The organism is Burkholderia sp. IO2, assembly GCF_029522185.1.
Lineage (GTDB): Bacteria > Pseudomonadota > Gammaproteobacteria > Burkholderiales > Burkholderiaceae > Burkholderia > Burkholderia cenocepacia.
This window is the reverse complement of record NZ_JAKWFH010000067.1, coordinates 1-18,511: the sequence shown is the minus strand read 5'-3', so window position 1 is coordinate 18,511 and position 18,511 is coordinate 1. Positions and strand designations below refer to the sequence as shown.

Here is an 18,511-nt window from a genome sequence, read left to right as displayed (position 1 = left end):
TTGCGCATCGATTCGGGCGAGGGCGTGTGTTACAGCTGGCTTTCGGTGGTGGATGCTGTCTTACCGTTTGCTTTCCGTTTTTTTGATCAGGTATGCGAAGTAATGGGTGGTGGTGGGGGTGTTGTGGGGTCGTGCTGTCTGCCCGGAAGCGGGCGAGAGAGTGCAGCGACACGAGTGCGTCGAATCGATATCGATGGGAGGGGGAACAGGAACCGATACAGCGGGTGATTCGCTTTCGCGGCGGGCCAATAGCTGGCCACTATCTGGCTAGGTCGCGTCGACCTCTGGTGGGCCGCGGTCGACTTGCTGGAGCATGCGGTCGACGTGTAATTCGCCGAGTGCTATGTCACACCGAGGACGGACAACGCACCGGCCGGGGAAGCGGCGCGCTTCCTTCATTCCGTTCGGTCACCGTTGGGAAATTGTTACGTGACAACTTCAGATCATCATGGATCGACGACTTTATATACTGAATATGAGCCCCGCCTCCCCGAGGCGAATCTTCGATTCGCATACCGCGAAATACCGGCCTGCCAGCGCAGTCGCCCGCTCCGCCACTCGACGATCCGCAAGCGTCCGGCAAAACGCCTATAATGATTGGGCAAATTGCCGGAGAGAGGTCATGAGCACCATCGCTTTTCATCCTTCGGGCGTCGCTCATCCGCGGCAGGCCGAATTCACGATTCTCGAGCAGCTGCTGGCGATCCGCGTCCGTTCGGGCGCCGATCTGGCCGAGCTGGCGAGCGCGCGCGTCGACGTGTCGGTGATCGACCGGCTGTCCGAGCGCGGGCTGAAATCGGACGAGCTGGCATTCATCATTCCGCGCCGCACGCTGAGCCATCGTCGCCAGGCGCACGAACGCCTGTCGCCGGAAGAGTCCGACAAGGCGATCCGCCTCGCGCGCATCGTCGCGCAGGCGACGGCCACGTTCGGCGATCAGGACAAGGCGATGGCGTGGCTGCGCAACGGGCTTCAGCGCTTCGGCGGCCGCACGTCGCTCGACATGGCGAGCACCGAGCATGGCGCGCGGCTCGTCGAAGAGGCCCTCACGCAGATCGACGAGGGGTACTTCGCTTGACGACGCTGTGGCGGATCAGCAATTACGCCGATCTGAAAGGCATCGGCGGGTTGCGGGCCGGCGGTCGCTGGCATTTCGTCGGGCAACCCGTCGTGTATCTCGCCGAGCATCCGGCGCTCGCGTTGCTCGAGACGCTCGTTCATTTCGAAATCGCCACCGTCGCGCAATTGCCGAGCGCGTACCAGTTGCTGCGGATCGAGGTGCCCGATTCGGTGGACGTCGCCGAAATCGCCGAAGGCGATGCGCCGGACGACTGGCGAACGAACGTCGACTGGACGCGTAGCGCCGGCACCGAGTGGCTGCACACGCAGCCGAGCGCGCTGCTGCGCGTGCCGAGCGTCGTCGTGCCGCACGCCCACAACTTCCTGTTGAATCCGCTGCATCCGGCCGCGTCCGACATCCGCATCGCGGAAGTGATGCAATCACCGTACGACACGCGAATTCTGCGGCTGGTCCAGTCGAAGCCGGGCGAATAGCGAGCCGGCGGAACACGGTTCGCGCCGGCGGCGCGCGATCAGCGTTCGTGGGCAGCGCGATCCGCGGCCGCATCGGGCGGCAGCGTCTGCCGGATACGCGTGACCGTTCGCATGCTGGCGAGGCCGAGCATCGCCGTGACGTCGGCATGCGCGTGACCGGCGAGCAACTGGCGGCGCGCATAGGTATTGCGCAGTACGCGCGGACTCATGTCCGCTGCGTGAAAGGCGATCGCGTTCAGCGCATCGCGTACGACGAGCAGCAGGAACATGTCGTTCATGGCCCCCCCGCGCGGGGCGGGAAACAGCAGCACCGACGGCGGCGCGTCGGTCGAGCGCGCGCGCCATGCGGCGAGCGGCGCCACCGCGAACGCGGCGAGTTCGATCCGGCGCGCCGGCCGCGCACGATCGCGCGGCACCGACAACACCGGCGGTCGCGCATCGAGTTCGGGCGCGTCGGCTGTCGCCGCACGAATTTCCGCCGACGTGATGCCGCTCGCGAGCAGCAGCGCGACGATCGCGCGATTGCGGCAGTCGGCCGGCGTGTCGTCCGCTCGGGGCTGCACATGGCGCTGCAGCGCCGCGTCGGCATCGGGCGGCAGGTAGCACGGCTCGGGCTCGCCGTCCGGCCAGGCGAGATCGCGCGTCGACCGGCCGGCCGGGTGGACCGTCCGCACGCCGGTGTCGACCAGATGCCGGCCGAGCCGGTCGATCAGCTTCGCATAGCGCACGCGCGTCGACGTGCCGGGCGCGCAGGTACGGTCGAGTTCCGCGAGGAAGGCCGCGACGTGGTCGGGCCCGAACGTGGCGAGCGACACGCGCTGCGCACTCAGGTGGCGCAGGAATCGCTCGAACATCGCGACATGCTGCACGACCGAGCGCGGCGCGAACGGCCGGCGGCCGGCGCCGGTCGCGGCGGTTTCCTGCCAGACGCGAAACGCGCCGACGGGGTCGTGGATCCAGCGATTCGTGTCCATCTCCGCTTTATAGCCGGACGCGGTGACGCCGGCAATCGTCCCGATGTCCGGTCGGCCGGCACGCGACGCAACGGGCGCGTCAGTGCGCGTGACGCGTGTCGTCGATGCCGTCGTTGTTCATCGTCAGGTAGACGAGCACGAGCAGCAGCGTGATGAAGAACCGGAACGCGTCCGGCACGCCGTTCCATTGCTTCGACATCCACATCCCGAACCATTCGCCGCCGACCGACATGAACGCGACCTGCCACGTGAGGAAGCCGAGCGTCAGGCCGGCGATCGCATGGCCCTTGGCCGCGCGGAATTCCGCATCGCCGGCGCGTCGCGCGCGCAGCAGCCGTGCGCCGCCGATCCAGCACAGCACGGCCGTGAGCGTTTCCATCGAAATGATGCCGATATAGCCGGCGTGATGGACCCACGGCGTGTCGATCGCACGATACATGATCCCGTTGCCCGGGAAGGTGGTATCCATCAGGAAGACGTGGTGCACGAACGCGAAATTCGTCGCGTAGTCGGTGATGTTGCCGAATGCGACGAGCGACGCGAAAAAGGCCATGGCCAGCACCATGGCTGCCTTGGAAAGACGAATGATCATCATGGACTCCGAAGTGAACGGGCAGGCACGAGCGTGACCGCGCGGCTATGCGCTGGCGTTCAGGGGCGGTACCTGCGTTAAGCGTGTCCGGCGAAGCCGGTCGAAGAGCGTGCGCGTGCACGGCGGCGCGGAGATCGGGACTGGAAAACCTGAAGCCGGTGCGGCGTCGAGGAGACGCACGCGCCGGCTGGATCGAGTGCCCGCGCCAGGAGGGAGCGGCGATTGTCGGTCGATCCGCGGGCGTCGTCAAGCGGCGCGCCGCGTGTGCGTGCCGCTGCCGTTATGCGTCGTGCGAAGGCGCCGCAGCCGCACCCGCGTGTGCCTGCCCGTTCAGCCGCGCGAGCGCGGCGAACGCCAGTTGCGTCGCGATCGCCGCGAGCGTGCCGGCCGCCATGCCGTTGCCGAGCACGATCTGCACGGGTGCGCCGAAATGGCGATACAGGTTCGGCACGAGGATCGGTGCGAGGCCGACCACCAGTGCGGCGGCGAGCGTGTACTGGTTTGCGCGCGCGTGCAGGTCGACGCTCGCGAGCAGCCGGATGCCCATCACGCCGATCATCGCGAATACGACCAGCGCGGTGCCGCCGACCACGGCGGCCGGAATCGCATACGCGAGCCGCGCGAGCGGCGCGAACAGCGCGATGACGATCAGCATCGCGCCGGCGGCGGCCGTCACGTAGCGCGAGCGCACGCCGGTCGTCTGCACGACGCCGATGTTCTCGGCGCTGGTCACGATCAGCGGCGTGCCGAACAGCGCGCCGGCCAGCGACGCGAGCGCATCGCCGCGTATCGTCTTCGGCACGTCGCGCCGGAGCGCAATCGGCTTGCCGCACGTTTCGCCGACGGCGACCGTCTGCGCGGTGGCCTCGGCCATCGAGATCGCGGTGAAAATCAGCAGCGGCAGCGCGGCCAGCACGTCGAAACGCGGCATGCCGAACGGCAGCCACACCGGATGCGTGAAGAGCGGCCCGTGCCACACGTCGGCGAGCGCGGGCATCGCGCCGAGCGCCCAGCCGAGCGTCGCGCCGGCCATCAGCCCGATCAGCACCGCGAGGCGCCCGGCCGTGCCGCGGAACGCGCCCGCGACGACGACGGTGGCAACGATCGTCGCGAGCGCGAGACCGAGCGCGCGCGGCTGCGCGAAATCGGCCGAACCGGGCTGCCCGACGACGATCGTCGCGTAGATCCGGATCAGGTTGATCGACACGAGCAGCAGCATCGCGCCGACGACGATGCGCGGAAAGAGCCGCAGGCAGCGCGTGAAGACGGGCAACAGCACCCAGTAGAACGCGCTGGCGAGCAGCGCCGCGCCAGCCGCGGTCGGCAGGCCCGATTGCGCGGCGATGCCCGCGAACAGCATCGTCGGTGCGCCGCCGGGCACCATCACGAACGGCATGCGCGCGCCGATCGGGCCGGCGCCGAGCGATTGCAGCAGCGTGCCGATGCCGCACGCGAAGAACGTCGCGCCGATCAGCTGGACCGTCAGGTCGGCCGGCAGCGCGAGTACTTTCGCGATCAGGAAGACGGCCGTGATCGGCGATGCGGCCATCGACAGCACGTGCTGCAGCCCGAACAGCGCGAGCTGCCACGCGGGCAGCCGGGCATCGACGGGCGGGGAAATCGGATCGTGCGACACGGCAGGCCCCTCGAAAACGAACGGCGACGATCGCCGGAAACCGGCGGTGAACGAAGGCTCAGGTCCGTAGCCAGGGCAACTGCGCGGCGCTGTAGCGGAACGTCTGGAACACGCTGTTCAACTGGCCGGGGCCGGTCTTGCGCGCCGCTTCGTCCGGGTATTCGGCGAACCACGGGATCACGTATTCCCAGACGACCTCGCCGGCCGGCGTCACTTCGAACAGCCGGCCCGTGGACGATTCGGTGACGTGCGTGTTGCCGTTCGGCAAGCGCTGCGCGTTGCCCATGAACGGCGTGTAGAACAGGTTCACGACGTCGTCCGCATACGACCACACGACGCGCCGCGTCGCCGGATCGATTTCCACGACGCGCGAGAACACGACGTGCGCACCGTGACGGAAATTGCCGTTGTCGAACGCGAGGATGTTGCCGTTCGGAAGCGGCACCGGCGCATGCTGGTGCGATACGACGTCGGGACCGATGTGCAGGTCGACGCGACCGGTTGCGCGGTTCACGCCGATGATCCCCGACGTCGTGCGCAGGCTCATCAGCACGCGGCCGTCCGCATCGACCGCGAGACCGTTGACGAGCGGCCAGTGATAGCGGCCGAAGCCTGCCGCGATCGGGAAATCCTCCGGCCGCAGATGGTCGCGTGCGTGCCATTCCCAGACGATCTGGCCGGCGCGGTTCACTTCCCGGATCACGTCCGCAAACATCACCTCGTCGTCGCCGTGCGCGGTGCCGCCCGGCACGCGCCGCGCGAAGGCCGCGTCGACCGGTTCGCACGCCGCATACAGCAGGTTGCCGTTCCGCAGCCACTGCGCGTCGTGGTGATGCGCGGGGTCCTCGTAGCGCCACACCGTTTCGCCTTGCGGCGTGACCTCGTAGAAGTCGCCGCCGTGCCACATCGACCACGGTGCGTAGCGCGATTCGGAGTGCGGATGATTGCCGTTGTAGCCGAGGTTGCCGTTCGGGAGGATGACCGCATGGCGGCCGGGGCGCACGGGCATCTTCCACTGGTGGACGACCTCGCCGTCGATGCCGACGAGATAGACGTTGCCGTCGGCGGTCTGCGGCGCGATGAGCGTATAGCCGCCTGCGGACAGCGCGGGATCGTGGGCGATGAGGCCGACGCCGCGGCGGCGCTGGGTGATCTGGTCGACGGTCGTCACTGCGGTCTCCATTCGAATCGGATACGGGGATGCAGCGGAATCTAGACGATTCGTCCGGTCAGTAAAATCGGATTATTCTTGACGGCCTGTTCGGAAAAATCTAACGGACTCCACATGCGTTCGATATCGCAGACATTCCGCTGTTTCGACGAAGTCGCGCGGCGCGGCTCGCTTCGCAAGGCAGCCGATGCGCTGCACCTGACCGCCGCGGCGGTACACCAGCAGATCCGCAATCTCGAGGAGCAGGTCGGCGTGCCGCTGTTCGACCGGCTGCCGCGCGGCATGCAGCTGACGCTCGCCGGCGAGATCGTGATCGCGGCCGTGCGGCGCGGCCAGCGCGATTTCGACAACGCGCTGACGCAGGTCGAGGACCTGCGCGCGTTGCGGCGCGGCCACGTGAATCTCGCGGTGCCCGCGTCGACCGCGGAAAAGCTCGTGCCCGACGCGATCCTTGCCGCGATGCAGCGTTACCCGGGCGTCACGTACAGCGTGCGCTCCGGAAACGGCGAGAGCATCGTGCGCTGGGTCGAGACGGGCGAGGTCGACATCGGTTATGCGCTGCGCCGGCGTACCGCGCCGGGCGTCGTCGAGGTGCGCGCGTTTGCGCAGCCGCTGGGTGTCGTCACGGCGCCCGGTCATCCACTGGCGTCGACGGGTGGCAAGGTGCGCATGCGCGACTGCTTCGCGCATCCGCTGATCCTGATGACGCCCGACACGGAGCTGCGCGCGATGTTCGACCAGATCGATGCGCGGCAGCCGCGCAACGTACGGCCGCTGGTCGAAACCGGGTCGGTGTCGATGGTGCGGCGTCTCGCGGCCGAAGGCGCCGGCGTCGGCTTCCTGATCGCGGAAAACGTCGCGGACGACGTGGCCGCCGGCCGGCTCGCCTGGACGCCGCTGGCCGATGCGGGCGCGCGCTCGTTCAGTTGCATCTACCAGCGGGCGGACATGAGCGCGACCGTCGCGATGACGATGTTTCTCGAGTTCTTTTCCGAGGCGATCGACGCGATGGAGCACGGCTTCGCGCGCGGCGGCCCGTCGAGCGGCACGCGTCGCCGGGCGAAAAGATAACGACGTCGCGCGGCGAGCCGCATCGGCGTATCGAAACGCGATGCAGTGCAGCAGGTCAACCCGCATGCCGGTTCGGTGACGTTGCGCACACAACGTCCGGTTGCACTACGCCATTTCCTTATTGCGGAAAAAATTTTGTTCATGGGACCATCGAACGCGTTGCCCGTGCACCGAGGGGGTTGCAGGCAACAGGATGTCCATCGCAACGATCGACGAGAACATCGGCAGACAATGAACAGAACAGCGATTTTTCCGTATGCGTCCGCGTTGCTCGCGGCCGCCCTGTTGACCGCCTGCGGCGGCGACGTCGAGAACGAGGCGGGCCGCACGACCGCACCTTCCACCGATGCGAGCTGCCTCGCGGTCGACAACAGCGGCGCGACGGTCGTGGTGGGCTCGAACCAGCCGGGCGACCCGTCGCTGCCGGAAGCGTCGTCGGGCTATCGCACCGGGATGAAGCCCGTCCATGCGAAAACGTACCTGGTCGCCACGTCGAACGCGTACGCGAGCGCGGCCGGTTGCGCGGTGCTGAAGAAGGGCGGCACGGCCGCCGACGCGGCGGTCGCCGTGCAGGCCGTGCTCGGCCTGACGGTGCCCGAGGCGACGGGCCTCGGTTCGGGCGGCGTATTGCTCTACTACGATGCGCGCGGCAAGACGCTGCAGGCGTACGACGGCCGCGAAACCGCGCCGGCCGCCGCGACCGAGAACTACCTGCGCTACGTCGACGACGCCACCGATCATTCGGCGCCGCTGCCGAACGCGCGCGCGAGCGGCCGCTCGATCGGCACGATCGGCGTGCCGCGGCTCATCGAGGCGCTGCAACAGGATCATGGCCGCCTGCCGTGGCAGAGCCTGTTCGGCGACGCGATCACGCTGGCGACCAACGGTTTCCCGATCGGCGGCCGGCTGGCCGACGCGATCGCGGCGAACGCCGCGAACCTGAAGCGCGATCCCGAAGCCGCCGCGTATTTCCTGAACGCCGACGGGTCGCCGAAGACGCTCGGCACCGTACTGAAGAACCCCGCGTATGCGCGCACGCTGTCGCTGATGGCGCAGTCGGGCGCGAATGCGCTGTACACGGGGCAGATCGCGCAGGACATCGTCGCGAAGATCGCGGTGACGAAGGGCGCGGACGGCTCGACGCTCACGCCGGGCAAGACGACCGTCGCGGATCTCGCCGCCTATCAGGCGAAGCGCCGCGACCCGGTGTGCACGACCTATCGCAGCTACTGGGTGTGCGGGATGCCGCCGCCGTCGTCGGGCGGCATCGCGGTCGCGTCGGCGCTCGGCATTCTCGAGAACTTCGACCTGAAGTCGCTGAAGCCGACGGCGATCGATCTCGAAGGCGGCAAGCCGACCGTCGCGGGCGTCCACCTCGTCACCGAGGCCGAACGGCTCGCCTATGCGGACCGCGACAAGTACGTGGCCGATACCGACTTCGTGCCGCTGCCGGGCGGCACGTGGGACACGCTGCTGAACAAGCCGTACCTGAAATCGCGTGCGGCGCTGATCGACACGACCAAGAGCATGGGCACCGCGCAGCCCGGCAATCTCGGTGCGGTGCCGCTCGGCGTCGACACGACGCTGATCGAGCACGGCACGAACCAGTTCACGATCGTGGACGGCGACGGCAACGTGCTGAGCGCGACGACGACGGTCGAGTCGAGCATGGGCTCGTTCCACATGACCAACGGCTTCCTGCTGAACAACCAGTTGACCGATTTCTCCGCGAACCCGCTCGACACGTCCGGCAATCCGGTGGCCAACCGTCTGCAGCCGGGCAAGCGGCCGCGCAGCTCGATGGCGCCGACGATCGTGTTCGGGCAGGCCGCGGACGGCTCGCGCGGCGACTTCGTGATGGCGACCGGTTCGCCGGGCGGCGGCACGATTCCGCAATACGTGGTCAAGACGCTGGTCGGCGCGCTCGACTGGGGGCTCGATGCGCAGCAGTCGGCGGGCCTCGTCGACTTCGGCGCGAGCAACAGCCCGACGACCACGGTCGGCGGCGAACATCCGAACGTCAACGCGGCGAACAACGGCGCGAACGATCCGCTGATCACGGGGCTGCTCGCGCTCGGGCACAAGGTGTCGACGTCCGCGCAGGCGAGCGGCGTCAACACGGTGATGCGCGTGACGGTCGGCCAGTCGCCGGCGTTGCAGGGCGGCACCGATCCGCGTCGCGAAGGCGTCGTGCTCGGCGATACGTTCCGGCCGTAACCGCGTGGGATGCGCACGGCCCCGGTCCGCTTGTCGGCGGCCGGGGCCGTGCATCATGACAAGGCCGCATCGACGACCGGGCGCCACCCGTCCTTCGGGATGCAGATAAAAGCGGCCGGCTCGTCAGCCGGCCGTTGCATGGATCGGCTTTCCCGATACCTGGCGATCGGGCAGGTCGTCGCCGTGACGCAGCCGGTCGTCCCGGTTCGCGGTTCACACCCGCCAGTCGTCAAATACGGCGTTCACCCGCCGCAAGCTCCCGATTGTCAAACAGTGTGAGTCAATCGTCAGCATTTGCAACGGAAGTAACAGTCCCCGCAATTCAATCGTTTTGCGCGTCGGCGCCGCTACATTAGCTCCACCTGTCGCATGTCGCGGCGAGGCATGCGACAAGCCGCACGAAGGCGGCCCGCAGCAACAACGTCTTTGGGGAGAATGACCATGAACAAGATTCGTACGATTCTGCTGGGTGCCGCTCTGACGGCGATGGCGACTTCGGCTGCATTTGCACAGACCGCCCAGACCGGCGCCCAGGGTTCCGCAGGTGTCGGCGCCCAGGTCCAGACGCCGCTGCTCGGCGGCGGCGTGGGCGTGCAGGCGGGCGCCGGCGCGAATGCGGCAGGCTCGGGTTCGGGCGCGGGCAACGTCGTCGGCGGCGCGCTGAACGGTGTCGGCAAGACGGTCGGCGGCGTGGGCTCGGCAGCCGGCACGGCAGTGGGCGGCGCGACGCAGGCGGTCGGTTCGGCGGCGGGCGCGACGAAGGATGCGGCGGCATCGGCCGTGCATGCGACGAAGTCGCACGTGAAGCACGTCGCAGGTTCGACGAAGAGCCATGCGCAAGGCGCGGTGTCGACCGCGGGCGATGTCGCGGGCGGCGCGAAGGCGAAGGCCGGCGAGGCGCTCGAAGGCGCGACGAACGCGGTGCAGGGCGGCGCGTCGGTCGGCGTGAAGGGTTCGGCGTCGGCGCAAGGCGGCGCGCTGTAATAAACAGCACGCATCCCGCCACGGCCCGGTCCGCTTCGATGCGGGCCGGGCCGTTTTTTTATCGGCGCGCGGCCCCTGCCCATTGCCGGCGCGCCATGCTTAAATAGCAGGGCTCCCGACAGCCGGTCGCCGCGATGGTCGTACCGGCCGGCATGGGCCAGCATGTCCGATCGACACCGTGACGACAGACGATACAAAAACACCGTTCCGGCGAGCCCGGCGCGGTCCGATAACATTCCGAGGCATCACGTCATGACCCTCCTGTTCCGCCTTCTCGCGCTCGCCTGCGCGCTCTGGCTGGCTGCCTGCGCGGCGCCGCCCCCGCCGTCCGCCAGTACCGCCGCGCCCAGCGCCGCGCCGGACGCCAGCGAACGCCGCGGGCTCGGTACCGCGTGGGGCGAGTCGGTGCGATCCGAAACCCGGCAGGTCGAATTCGAACGCGCGGATCCGGCGAAGCCGACGGACCTCGCGTCGGTCTACTACAACGACGTGCTGCCCGGCCATCTTCCCCCGTCGCAGGTGCGCCGGCTGCCGACCCGCATCGCGCTCGCGAACGGCGACATCGCGCTGTCGTTTACCGACGAGAAGGGGGCGCCGCTGCGTCTCGCGCGCAGCAACGGCCGCTGGCACATGGCCGGCGTCGAAGGCTCGCGCTACATGATCGTGTTGCGTAACCAGGGGCGCCGCGCGTTCGAGGTCGTGTCGACGGTCGATGGACTCGACGTGCGGTCGGGGCGGCCGGGCAGCTATACGAACGGCGGCTACGTGCTGTATCCGGGCCGCACGCTGACGATCGAGGGTTTCCGCAAGAGCCGCGACGAAGTCGCCGCGTTCCGCTTCGCGGCCGTGCCCGACAGCTATGTCGTGAATTCAAGGTACGGCGATGCCGCGAACGTCGGCGTGATCGGTGTGGCGCTGTTCGCACAGAAGGAGAGCGACGAGGATGCGCTGCGCCGCAACGCGAATCCATTCCCCGGCAACGACAACGGCTATGCGCCGCCGCCCGTTCCGCGCGGCGAGTGAGCGCCGGTAGCCGGGCGCGTGCGTCGCGACGCACGCGGGGCGATCCCGCGTGTGTTCCTGCTCCCCGTTCGACGCTTTCCCGGCGTCGTTTCGCTGTCACGCGATCGTGCTGCGGCACAATGGCGGTTCGCATCGGTATCGCGTGCTTCCCCGCCATCCGGACCGACGGAGAACGCATGTCGTTACCCGCTTTCAGGTACCATCGCGACCCGCTTGCAACGGGCAGCGCGATCCGGCTCGGCGCGTGTCGCATGTGCGGCGGCAGGCCCGGCGGCTACCGGGGTGACGCCTGACGGCACGGGCCCGTGCGAGCGGCGTCGCCCCTTCGCCATGAAACAGAGGAACCTTCGTGAAGTTCATCCACGCGGCAGACATTCACCTTGACAGCCCGTTGCACGGCCTGAGCGCGTACCCCGACGCGCCGGCCGCGCAGTTGCGCAACGCGTCGCGCGAGGCGCTGCGGCAACTCGTGGATCGGGCGATCGAGGAGGAAGTCGCGTTCCTCGTGATCGCGGGCGACCTGTACGACGGCGACTGGAAGGATCACAACACGGGCATCTTCTTCGGCCAGCAGATGGGCCGCCTGCGCAAGGCCGGGATCCGCGCGTTCGTCCTCGGCGGCAACCACGATGCCGAAAGCGAGATGACGAAGAAGCTGACGCTGCCCGACAACGTCACCGTGTTCGGCCATCGCAAGCCGGAAACCTTCAGGCTGCCGGAATTCGACGTCGCGCTGCACGGGCAGAGCTTCAAGGACAAGGCCGTCGTCGACAATCTCGCGGTCGGCTATCCGGACCCGGTGCCCGGGTACTACAACATCGGCGTGCTGCACACGGCGCTCGAAGGGTATGCGGCGCACGCGAACTACGCGCCGTGCACGCTGGCCGAACTGCACGCGAAAGGCTACGACTACTGGGCGCTCGGCCACGTGCACGAATTCCAGCAATGGACGGGCCCGTCCACCGTCGTGTTTCCCGGCAACCTGCAAGGGCGCCATATCCGCGAAACCGGCCGGCGCGGCGCGGTGCTCGTGACGGTCGAGCAAGGCAACACGCAGGTCGAGCGACTGTATCTCGACGTGCTGCGCTGGGAAGCCGTGTCGGTCGATGCGTCCGATTGCCTGTCGGTGGCCGATCTGTCGCGAAAGATCGGCCAGTCGCTGGAGGCGCTGTTGACCGTCGACGGCCACGTGCCGCGCGCGGTGCGCGTCACCGTCACCGGGTGCACGCCCGCGCATGGCCTCTTTTTCGGCCGCGCGCCGCAGCTGCGTGCGGAGGTGCTGAACCAGATCGGCATCATCGGCAACGAGCGGCTGTGGCTGGAGAAGGTCCGGCTCGCGACGTCCGCTGCCGATCGGCAGCCGGGCGAAAGCGAACCACTCGAGGCGCTGGAGGACCTGAAGCGGATCCTAGCCGACGCCGCGCATGATCCGGATTTCCTCGCGCTGCTCGAACGCGACCTGAAGCCGTTCGTCGGCAAGGTCCGCAGCGACGTGAAGGAGGAGGTGCCGTTGCTGACGATGGCGCGCGCGGGCGAGCTGACCGCGCTGGTCGAGCAGGTCGGGCCCGCGTTGCTTGCGCGGCTGGCGAGGGGGGAGTAAGCGATGCGCATCAGCCAGCTCGATCTGATCAAGTACGGCAAGTTCACCGACGAGACGTTGCGTTTTCCGTCGGCCAGCGAGGATTTTCACGTGATCGTCGGGCCGAACGAGGCGGGCAAGTCGACGATCCGCACGGCCGTGTCCGAGTTGCTGTTCGGGATGAAGCTGCAGACGCCGCTCGATTTCCTGCACAGCACACCCGAGTTGCGAATCGGCGGCGTGCTGGAGAGCGGCGCCGGTGAACTCGCGTTCCACCGGGCGCGTGGCCGCAGTTCGTTGCGCACGCCCGCCGACGACAAGCTGCCCGACGACTATCTGGCCGCGATCCTCGACGGTGCGACGCGCGAATTCTTCGAGCAGATGTTCGGGCTCGATCACGGGCGGCTGGTCGATGGCGGCCGCAGCATTCTCGACGCATCGGACAAGCTCGGCCAGGTGCTGTTCGAATCGGCGGCCGGCGTCGGCAGCCTCGGGCCGGTGCGCGAGGAACTCGACGCCCGCGCGCTCGAATTGTGGGCGCCGCGTCGCAGCGGTAGCGCGTTTGCGCTGGCCGAAACGGCGTTCAACGAAGCCGTCGCCGAACTGAAGGCGGTCCAGGTGCGCACGCGCGACTGGGTCGATCGCAAGGACGCACGCGAAGCGGTCGAGCAGCAGATCGAGCAGGCGCGCGCGGAACAGCGCCGGCTCGAAGCGCTGCGCTCGAAGCTCGAACGCGTGCGGCGGCTCGCGCCGTACCTGAAGGAACTGACGGTCAAGGACGCGGCGCTGGCCGAACTCGGCGCGGTCGTCGAGTTGCCGCCGACCGCGTATGCGGATCTGCTGAAGGCGCAAGGCGATCTCGCGGCCGAGCAGAAGGTGCTCGAGGAACGGCGCGCCGACCTGCTCGCGAAGCGGCAGGCGCGCGATGCGATCGCCGCGGACGCCGACACGCTGGCGCTCGAAGCGGATATCGAGGCGCTCGACCGGCTGCGCGGCGCATGCATGAATCACGCGCAGGATCTGCTGCTGCTCGGTGCGGACGTCGAGCGGCACCTGTCCGCCGCGCTGTCGGCGGCCGCGCAACTCGGCTGGCCGACGGACGAAGCGTCGCTGCGCGCCGCGTTGCCGACGGCGCTGTCGCTGCAGACCGTCGCGAACCTGCTGCGCGAGCATGGCGCGTTGCACCAGGCGCTCGCCGGCGCGCGCGAATCGCTCGACGAACGCACGCGCGAGCTGGCGCAGGTCCGCGAACAACAGGCGCGCCTGTCGACCGTCGACGTGCCGCAAGCATTGCGCGCGGCGCTGGCCGATGCACAGGGTTTTCGCAACAGCGGCCCGCGCGAGCAGGCGCTGGCGCATGACATCGCGGCTGCCGAGCGCACGCTGACCGGCGCGCTCGATGCGCTCGGCCAATGGCGGATGCCGGTCGAAACACTGCGCGCCCTCGACGTGCCGTCGGCCGCGCGGCTCGGCGCGTTGCTCAAGGAAGACAGCGAACGCGCCAGCGCGGCCGCTGCCGCGCGCGACGCGCGGGATGGCGCGCTCGAGGAACTCGAACGGCTTGTGCTGCAGGAGAAGCATTTCGCGGAGAACCACAAGGTCGTCACGACCGCCGACGTGCTGGCGGCGCGGGCGCGGCGCGACGGCGCGTGGGGCGAGATCCGCAGCGGGGCCGTCGATCTCGCAACGGGCGCACCGGCGGTCGACGCCGCGATTCGCCTCGCCGACGAACTTGTCGATGCGCAGCTCGGCGCGACCCAGGCCGCGGCGACGCTGCAATCGCTGCGTCAGCAGGTCGAATCCGCCCGTGCAGGCGTGACGCGCCGGCAAGCCGCGCTGAACGAACGCGAGCGCGAGCTCGCCGCACATCGCGACGCCTGGACCGCGCTCGCGACGACGGCCGCGGTGCCCGGCATGCCGCTGGCGGCGATGGGTGACTGGCTCGCGAAGCGCGACGCGGTGTTCGCCGCGCAGGCCGAGCTCGATCGTCAGCGTCGCGAATTCGACGCGATGCGTGCTGCCCGTGCCAGCGCGGAAGCCGCGCTGCGCGCGGCGCTGCTGCCGGTATCGCGGGGCGGCGAGGCGGACGGATTGGCCGCGCTCGTCGCCGTCGCCGAGACGTTCGTGCAGTCGGCCGAGAAAGCGGCCGCGCAGAAGGACAGCCTCGACGATCGTACGCGGGAAGCCGAACGCGGCTGCGCGACCGCGCAGTTGCGGGCCGATCATGCGCAAACGGCTTACGACGCGTGGCAAGCGCAATGGCGCGACGCGCTGGCCGACGCGAAACTGTCCGCGAGCGCGACGACGCTGGCCGCGGCGGAAGGCGCGCTCGGGCTCGCGAATACGGTGACGGCCGAACTGGCCGATGCCGACGCGCCGCGCAACCGGATCGCCGCGATCCGCGCGGAGTTGAACGCGCTCGAGGCCGGCGCGCGGCGGCTTGCCGAAGCGCTCGCGCCGGAATGGCTGGCGAGCGGCGACTGGCCGGACGTCGCGCGGCGGCTGACGATGCGCCTCGCGGCCGCCCGGGAAATCGCGCGTGCGATCGATCGTGCCGACGAGGCCGTGCGGCAGGCCGACGGCAAGGTCGCGGACGCGGCGGCCGCGGTGGCCGGCGCCGACGCGCGCATCCAGCCGCTGCTGCAACGGGCCGGCGTCGCGTCGATCGATGCGGCGCTGCCGCTGGCCGAGCGTTCGGATCGCCAGCGCCAGCTTCGTCAGGCGGTCGATGCCGCGCACGAGGCGCTGGTGCGCGACGGCGACGGGCTGTCCCGGTCCGCCGTCGAGGCCGAGGTGGCGGAACAGGACATTGCCGACGTGCCGGCGCATCTGGAAGCGGTGAAGCAGTCGCTGGACGATGTCGGCAAACGGCTGAACGCGTTGTCGCAGCAGCAGGTCGTGGCCGATCAGGCGTTCGGCGCGATCGACGGCCAGGCGAACGCGGCGGTCGCCGAGTCGAAGCGGCAGGAGGCGCTCGCGGCAATGGGCGACGCGGCCGAACAGTATCTGGAAGCGGCCACGGCGAGCCGCTTGCTGAAGTGGGCGACGGATCGCTACCGTGACCAGAAGCAGGGGCCGATGCTGCGGCGCGCGGGCGAGATCTTCGCCGGGCTCACGCTGGGCGAATTCGCGAAGCTGACCGTCGATACCGAACGGACGCCGCCCGCGCTGTATGCACGGCGTACGAAGGGGACGTCGGTCGAGGTCGCCGGGTTGAGCGAAGGGACGCGCGATCAGCTGTTCCTCGCGCTGCGGATCGCGGCGCTCGAGTTGCAGCTCGGCAGCCGCACGGCGCTGCCGTTCGTCGCCGACGACCTGTTCATCAATTTCGACGACGCGCGTGCGAAGGCGGGGCTCGATGCGCTGCGCGATCTGTCGACGCGTACCCAGGTGCTGTTCCTGACGCACCACGACCACCTGCTGCCGCTCGTGAGGGACGTATTCGGCGCGCGGGTCAACGTGGTCGAGTTGCAGCGCGCGCCGGTCGGCGCGTGATGCGGGCACGCCGGGAAGCCGGCGCACGGGAAGCGGCATCGCGTACAGGTAGTATGAGCGGTTCCGAAATGCACGCGGCCGGTTCAACGGCCGCGGTCTGGCCACACGAGGGGTGAATATGAAGAAGCTGGTAGCCGCGATTGCGTTCGCGGCGGACAAGCATCGCAATCAACGGCGCAAGGACGAAGAAGCGTCGCCGTACATCAATCATCCGATCGCGCTCGCCGACGTACTGGCCAACGAGGCCGGCGTCGAGGACGAGCGCGTGATCGTCGCGGCGGTGTTGCACGACACGGTCGAGGATACGGAGACGACCGAGCAGGAGTTGCTGCGGCTGTTCGGCAAGGATGTGGCGGACATCGTGATGGAAGTCACCGACGACAAGTCGCTGCCGAAGGAGGAGCGCAAGCGTCTGCAGGTCGAGCACGCGGCCACCATCAGCCGGCGCGCGAAGCTGGTGAAGCTGGCCGACAAGATCTGCAACCTGCGCGACATCGCCCGGCATCCGCCCGCGGACTGGCCGCTCGAACGCAAGCAGGCGTACTTCGACTGGGCGAAGTCGGTCGTCGACCCGATGCGCGGCGTCCATCCCGGTCTCGAGGCGATCTTCGACACCGCGTACGCGGCACGGCCGGCGGACTGACGCACGCATGCGATCGGCCCGATCCGCCGCACCACGACCGGCTGCAGTCGCGGGTGTCGACGTCGGCGGCGACAGGAAGCTGTGCGATCTCGTGATCCTGCGTGGCTCGACGGTCGTCTGTCGGGAAGCGCGAATCGCGCCCGAGTCGCTGCCCGCACTGTGTCTCGCCCATGACGTCGTGGCCGTCGGCGTCGACGCGCCGAGCCTGTGGTGGACAGGGAGCGGCCGCCGCGCGGCCGAGCAGGCGCTCGCGCGCGAACGGATCTCGTGCTTCCCGACGCCGTCGCGCGAGCAGGCCATCGCGAGCACGTCGGGCTTCTTCGACTGGATGTTCATGGGAGAGCGCGTCTACCGCGCGCTTTCGGACGCCTATCCGTTGCTGACGGACGCGCGCTACGCGGGCGGCCGTGCGAGCTTCGAAACCTATCCTTATGCGATTACCTGCGCGATGCTGGGCAAGGCCGTGGCGTCGGCGAAGCAGAAGCGCAATCAGCGGCGGCAATTGCTGGAGCGGCTGGGAATCGACGTATCGACGCTGCGCACCGTCGATGCGCGAGACGCCACCTTGTGCGCGTTGACGGCGCAGTACGTGATCGACGGGAACGCGCATGCGTATGGCGATGCGGCGGGCGGGTACATCCGCGTGCCGGTGATGAGCGAGACGATCGTGCTCGATTCGCCGTAGCGGCGACGTGCGGCTCCGCGCGGGATGGCGGTCGGAGGGCGAACGCTTCGTGCGGGAAGAATGCCGCAGGCCCGGCGATGCAGCGGGCGGCTAGCGGCTGTCGGCGGGCACGACGTGAGGCCGGTGCACCGCGCGATGCCGGGCGAGCCTGTTCAATCCTCGAGGATGGATGTCGGCACGCTGGACAGGTCGCATGCTTGGGCATGCGCGAAGTAGCTGTCCGCATCGTCGATCATCACGACCGCGACATCGATCAACTCGTCCAGCCGTTGCAGCAGCGATTCCCGCCACTCGATGTCTTCGTCGCGCTCGGGCGTCTTGTCCAGCTGCTCGATGATCGAGTCGGCGGTCTGCAGGAATGGAATCGCCTGCTGATAGTTTTCGATCGAGACCAGCGCCGCGTTGCGCGCACCGACGAGTCGCTCGCGATGCGTATCCGCGAGTTCGGATTCGCCGCTGATGCGCGGCAGCATGTCCGAGATGCGTTGCAGAAGCGGCGGGACCTCTTGTTCCAGCAGGATCGCGCGCTCGCGCAGTGCCGCATATTCGTCGCGAAGGTCGGTGTCGCCGGGTTGAGTCGTGCTGTCCATCGTCAATATGAGTGCGTGGTTCGGTCGCGGCATGATACTCGACCGCGCCGGGTTCCTTGGCCGTTCCGCGCCCCCTCATATAGGGGGAAAGAGACGTGTTCGTCATATCTTTGGACGGCGGCGCGCGTTGCGCTTCCTGGCCCGTCGAGCCCAAAGCCTCCGTGCGCGGTAGCGCACGGAGGCTTTTTCAAACTTTCTTCACAAAGCGCTTGCAAGGATGGGGGCAGGTGCTTAGAATCACGCCTCTTTCGCGCCAACGGAAACGCGGCGCGGAGGGAAGGGAAGCAGTGCTGTTGG

15 protein-coding genes are annotated in these 18,511 nt (G+C 68.7%); 10 read left to right on the top strand and 5 right to left on the bottom strand.

The window, feature by feature from the left end:
* Positions 1-622: 622 nt before the first annotated feature.
* Entirely contained in the window at positions 623-1,078 is a 456-nt protein-coding gene (locus tag MMB92_RS30500; protein WP_006480981.1) for an antitoxin Xre/MbcA/ParS toxin-binding domain-containing protein, read from the top strand.
* Positions 1,075-1,554, top strand: a complete 480-nt coding sequence (locus MMB92_RS30495) for an RES family NAD+ phosphorylase (RefSeq protein ID WP_277563152.1) — start codon at positions 1,075-1,077, stop codon at positions 1,552-1,554. Before MMB92_RS30500 ends, MMB92_RS30495 begins: the two co-directional genes overlap by 4 nt.
* A 38-nt stretch (positions 1,555-1,592) precedes the next feature.
* Here the strand turns inward: MMB92_RS30495 and MMB92_RS30490 are convergent, their stop codons facing one another.
* The 4 genes from MMB92_RS30490 to MMB92_RS30475 all read right to left on the bottom strand — a co-directional run bounded on the left by MMB92_RS30490 (position 1,593) and on the right by MMB92_RS30475 (position 5,939).
* A complete protein-coding gene (locus MMB92_RS30490; RefSeq protein WP_034203787.1) occupies positions 1,593-2,528 on the bottom strand; it encodes a tyrosine-type recombinase/integrase in 936 nt (311 codons plus the stop codon).
* Between the two features lie 79 nt (positions 2,529-2,607).
* On the bottom strand, positions 2,608-3,120 hold the full coding sequence (locus MMB92_RS30485; RefSeq protein WP_006483693.1) for a DUF2165 domain-containing protein: 513 nt from the start codon (positions 3,118-3,120) through the stop codon (positions 2,608-2,610).
* A gap of 280 nt (positions 3,121-3,400) precedes the next feature.
* Complete coding sequence (locus MMB92_RS30480; RefSeq protein ID WP_006483692.1) at positions 3,401-4,756, bottom strand: uracil-xanthine permease family protein; 1,356 nt, start codon at positions 4,754-4,756, stop codon at positions 3,401-3,403.
* Between the two features lie 58 nt (positions 4,757-4,814).
* Positions 4,815-5,939, bottom strand: a complete 1,125-nt coding sequence (locus MMB92_RS30475) for an aryl-sulfate sulfotransferase (protein ID WP_012493820.1) — start codon at positions 5,937-5,939, stop codon at positions 4,815-4,817.
* 102 nt (positions 5,940-6,041) lie between these two features.
* On the opposite strand from MMB92_RS30475, the gene MMB92_RS30470 reads away from it, so the two are divergent.
* From MMB92_RS30470 to MMB92_RS30435, 8 genes are all read left to right on the top strand, one after another.
* Positions 6,042-6,998, top strand: coding sequence for a LysR family transcriptional regulator (locus MMB92_RS30470; RefSeq protein WP_006483694.1), 957 nt, complete (start codon positions 6,042-6,044; stop codon positions 6,996-6,998).
* A gap of 231 nt (positions 6,999-7,229) precedes the next feature.
* A complete protein-coding gene (locus MMB92_RS30465; protein ID WP_034203784.1) occupies positions 7,230-9,215 on the top strand; it encodes a gamma-glutamyltransferase family protein in 1,986 nt (661 codons plus the stop codon).
* Between the two features lie 441 nt (positions 9,216-9,656).
* The gene (locus MMB92_RS30460) at positions 9,657-10,199 is read left to right on the top strand and encodes a hypothetical protein (protein WP_006497816.1); all 543 of its coding nucleotides are present in this window, start codon (positions 9,657-9,659) and stop codon (positions 10,197-10,199) included.
* Positions 10,200-10,451: 252 nt separating this feature from the next.
* The gene (locus tag MMB92_RS30455) at positions 10,452-11,222 is read left to right on the top strand and encodes a hypothetical protein (RefSeq protein WP_043205837.1); all 771 of its coding nucleotides are present in this window, start codon (positions 10,452-10,454) and stop codon (positions 11,220-11,222) included.
* Positions 11,223-11,571: 349 nt separating this feature from the next.
* Complete coding sequence (locus MMB92_RS30450; protein WP_062885889.1) at positions 11,572-12,822, top strand: DNA repair exonuclease; 1,251 nt, start codon at positions 11,572-11,574, stop codon at positions 12,820-12,822.
* 3 nt (positions 12,823-12,825) lie between these two features.
* Positions 12,826-16,296, top strand: a complete 3,471-nt coding sequence (locus MMB92_RS30445) for a YhaN family protein (protein WP_062885888.1) — start codon at positions 12,826-12,828, stop codon at positions 16,294-16,296.
* 118 nt (positions 16,297-16,414) lie between these two features.
* Positions 16,415-16,939: an HD domain-containing protein gene (locus tag MMB92_RS30440; RefSeq protein ID WP_006489846.1), complete on the top strand. Its 525-nt coding sequence runs from the start codon at positions 16,415-16,417 to the stop codon at positions 16,937-16,939.
* 7 nt (positions 16,940-16,946) lie between these two features.
* Positions 16,947-17,624 (top strand): DUF429 domain-containing protein, encoded by a 678-nt coding sequence (locus MMB92_RS30435; RefSeq protein WP_006497811.1) that lies wholly within the window; start codon positions 16,947-16,949, stop codon positions 17,622-17,624.
* Between the two features lie 152 nt (positions 17,625-17,776).
* On the opposite strand, the gene MMB92_RS30430 is transcribed toward MMB92_RS30435, so the two are convergent.
* Positions 17,777-18,247 (bottom strand): hypothetical protein, encoded by a 471-nt coding sequence (locus MMB92_RS30430; RefSeq protein WP_012493818.1) that lies wholly within the window; start codon positions 18,245-18,247, stop codon positions 17,777-17,779.
* Positions 18,248-18,511 lie beyond the last annotated feature (264 nt).

Bases quoted from the DNA above. Each gene is read 5' to 3' on its own strand.
- MMB92_RS30435 (WP_006497811.1), top strand. From the start codon at position 16,947: ATGCGATCGGCCCGATCCGCCGCACCACGACCGGCTGCAGTCGCGGGT.
- MMB92_RS30470 (WP_006483694.1), top strand. From the start codon at position 6,042: ATGCGTTCGATATCGCAGACATTCCGCTGTTTCGACGAAGTCGCGCGG.
- MMB92_RS30500 (WP_006480981.1), top strand. From the start codon at position 623: ATGAGCACCATCGCTTTTCATCCTTCGGGCGTCGCTCATCCGCGGCAG.
- MMB92_RS30440 (WP_006489846.1), top strand. From the start codon at position 16,415: ATGAAGAAGCTGGTAGCCGCGATTGCGTTCGCGGCGGACAAGCATCGC.
- MMB92_RS30460 (WP_006497816.1), top strand. From the start codon at position 9,657: ATGAACAAGATTCGTACGATTCTGCTGGGTGCCGCTCTGACGGCGATG.
- MMB92_RS30485 (WP_006483693.1), bottom strand. From the start codon at position 3,120: ATGATCATTCGTCTTTCCAAGGCAGCCATGGTGCTGGCCATGGCCTTT.
- MMB92_RS30475 (WP_012493820.1), bottom strand. From the start codon at position 5,939: ATGGAGACCGCAGTGACGACCGTCGACCAGATCACCCAGCGCCGCCGC.
- MMB92_RS30490 (WP_034203787.1), bottom strand. From the start codon at position 2,528: ATGGACACGAATCGCTGGATCCACGACCCCGTCGGCGCGTTTCGCGTC.
- MMB92_RS30445 (WP_062885888.1), top strand. From the start codon at position 12,826: ATGCGCATCAGCCAGCTCGATCTGATCAAGTACGGCAAGTTCACCGAC.
- MMB92_RS30465 (WP_034203784.1), top strand. From the start codon at position 7,230: ATGAACAGAACAGCGATTTTTCCGTATGCGTCCGCGTTGCTCGCGGCC.
- MMB92_RS30455 (WP_043205837.1), top strand. From the start codon at position 10,452: ATGACCCTCCTGTTCCGCCTTCTCGCGCTCGCCTGCGCGCTCTGGCTG.
- MMB92_RS30430 (WP_012493818.1), bottom strand. From the start codon at position 18,247: ATGCCGCGACCGAACCACGCACTCATATTGACGATGGACAGCACGACT.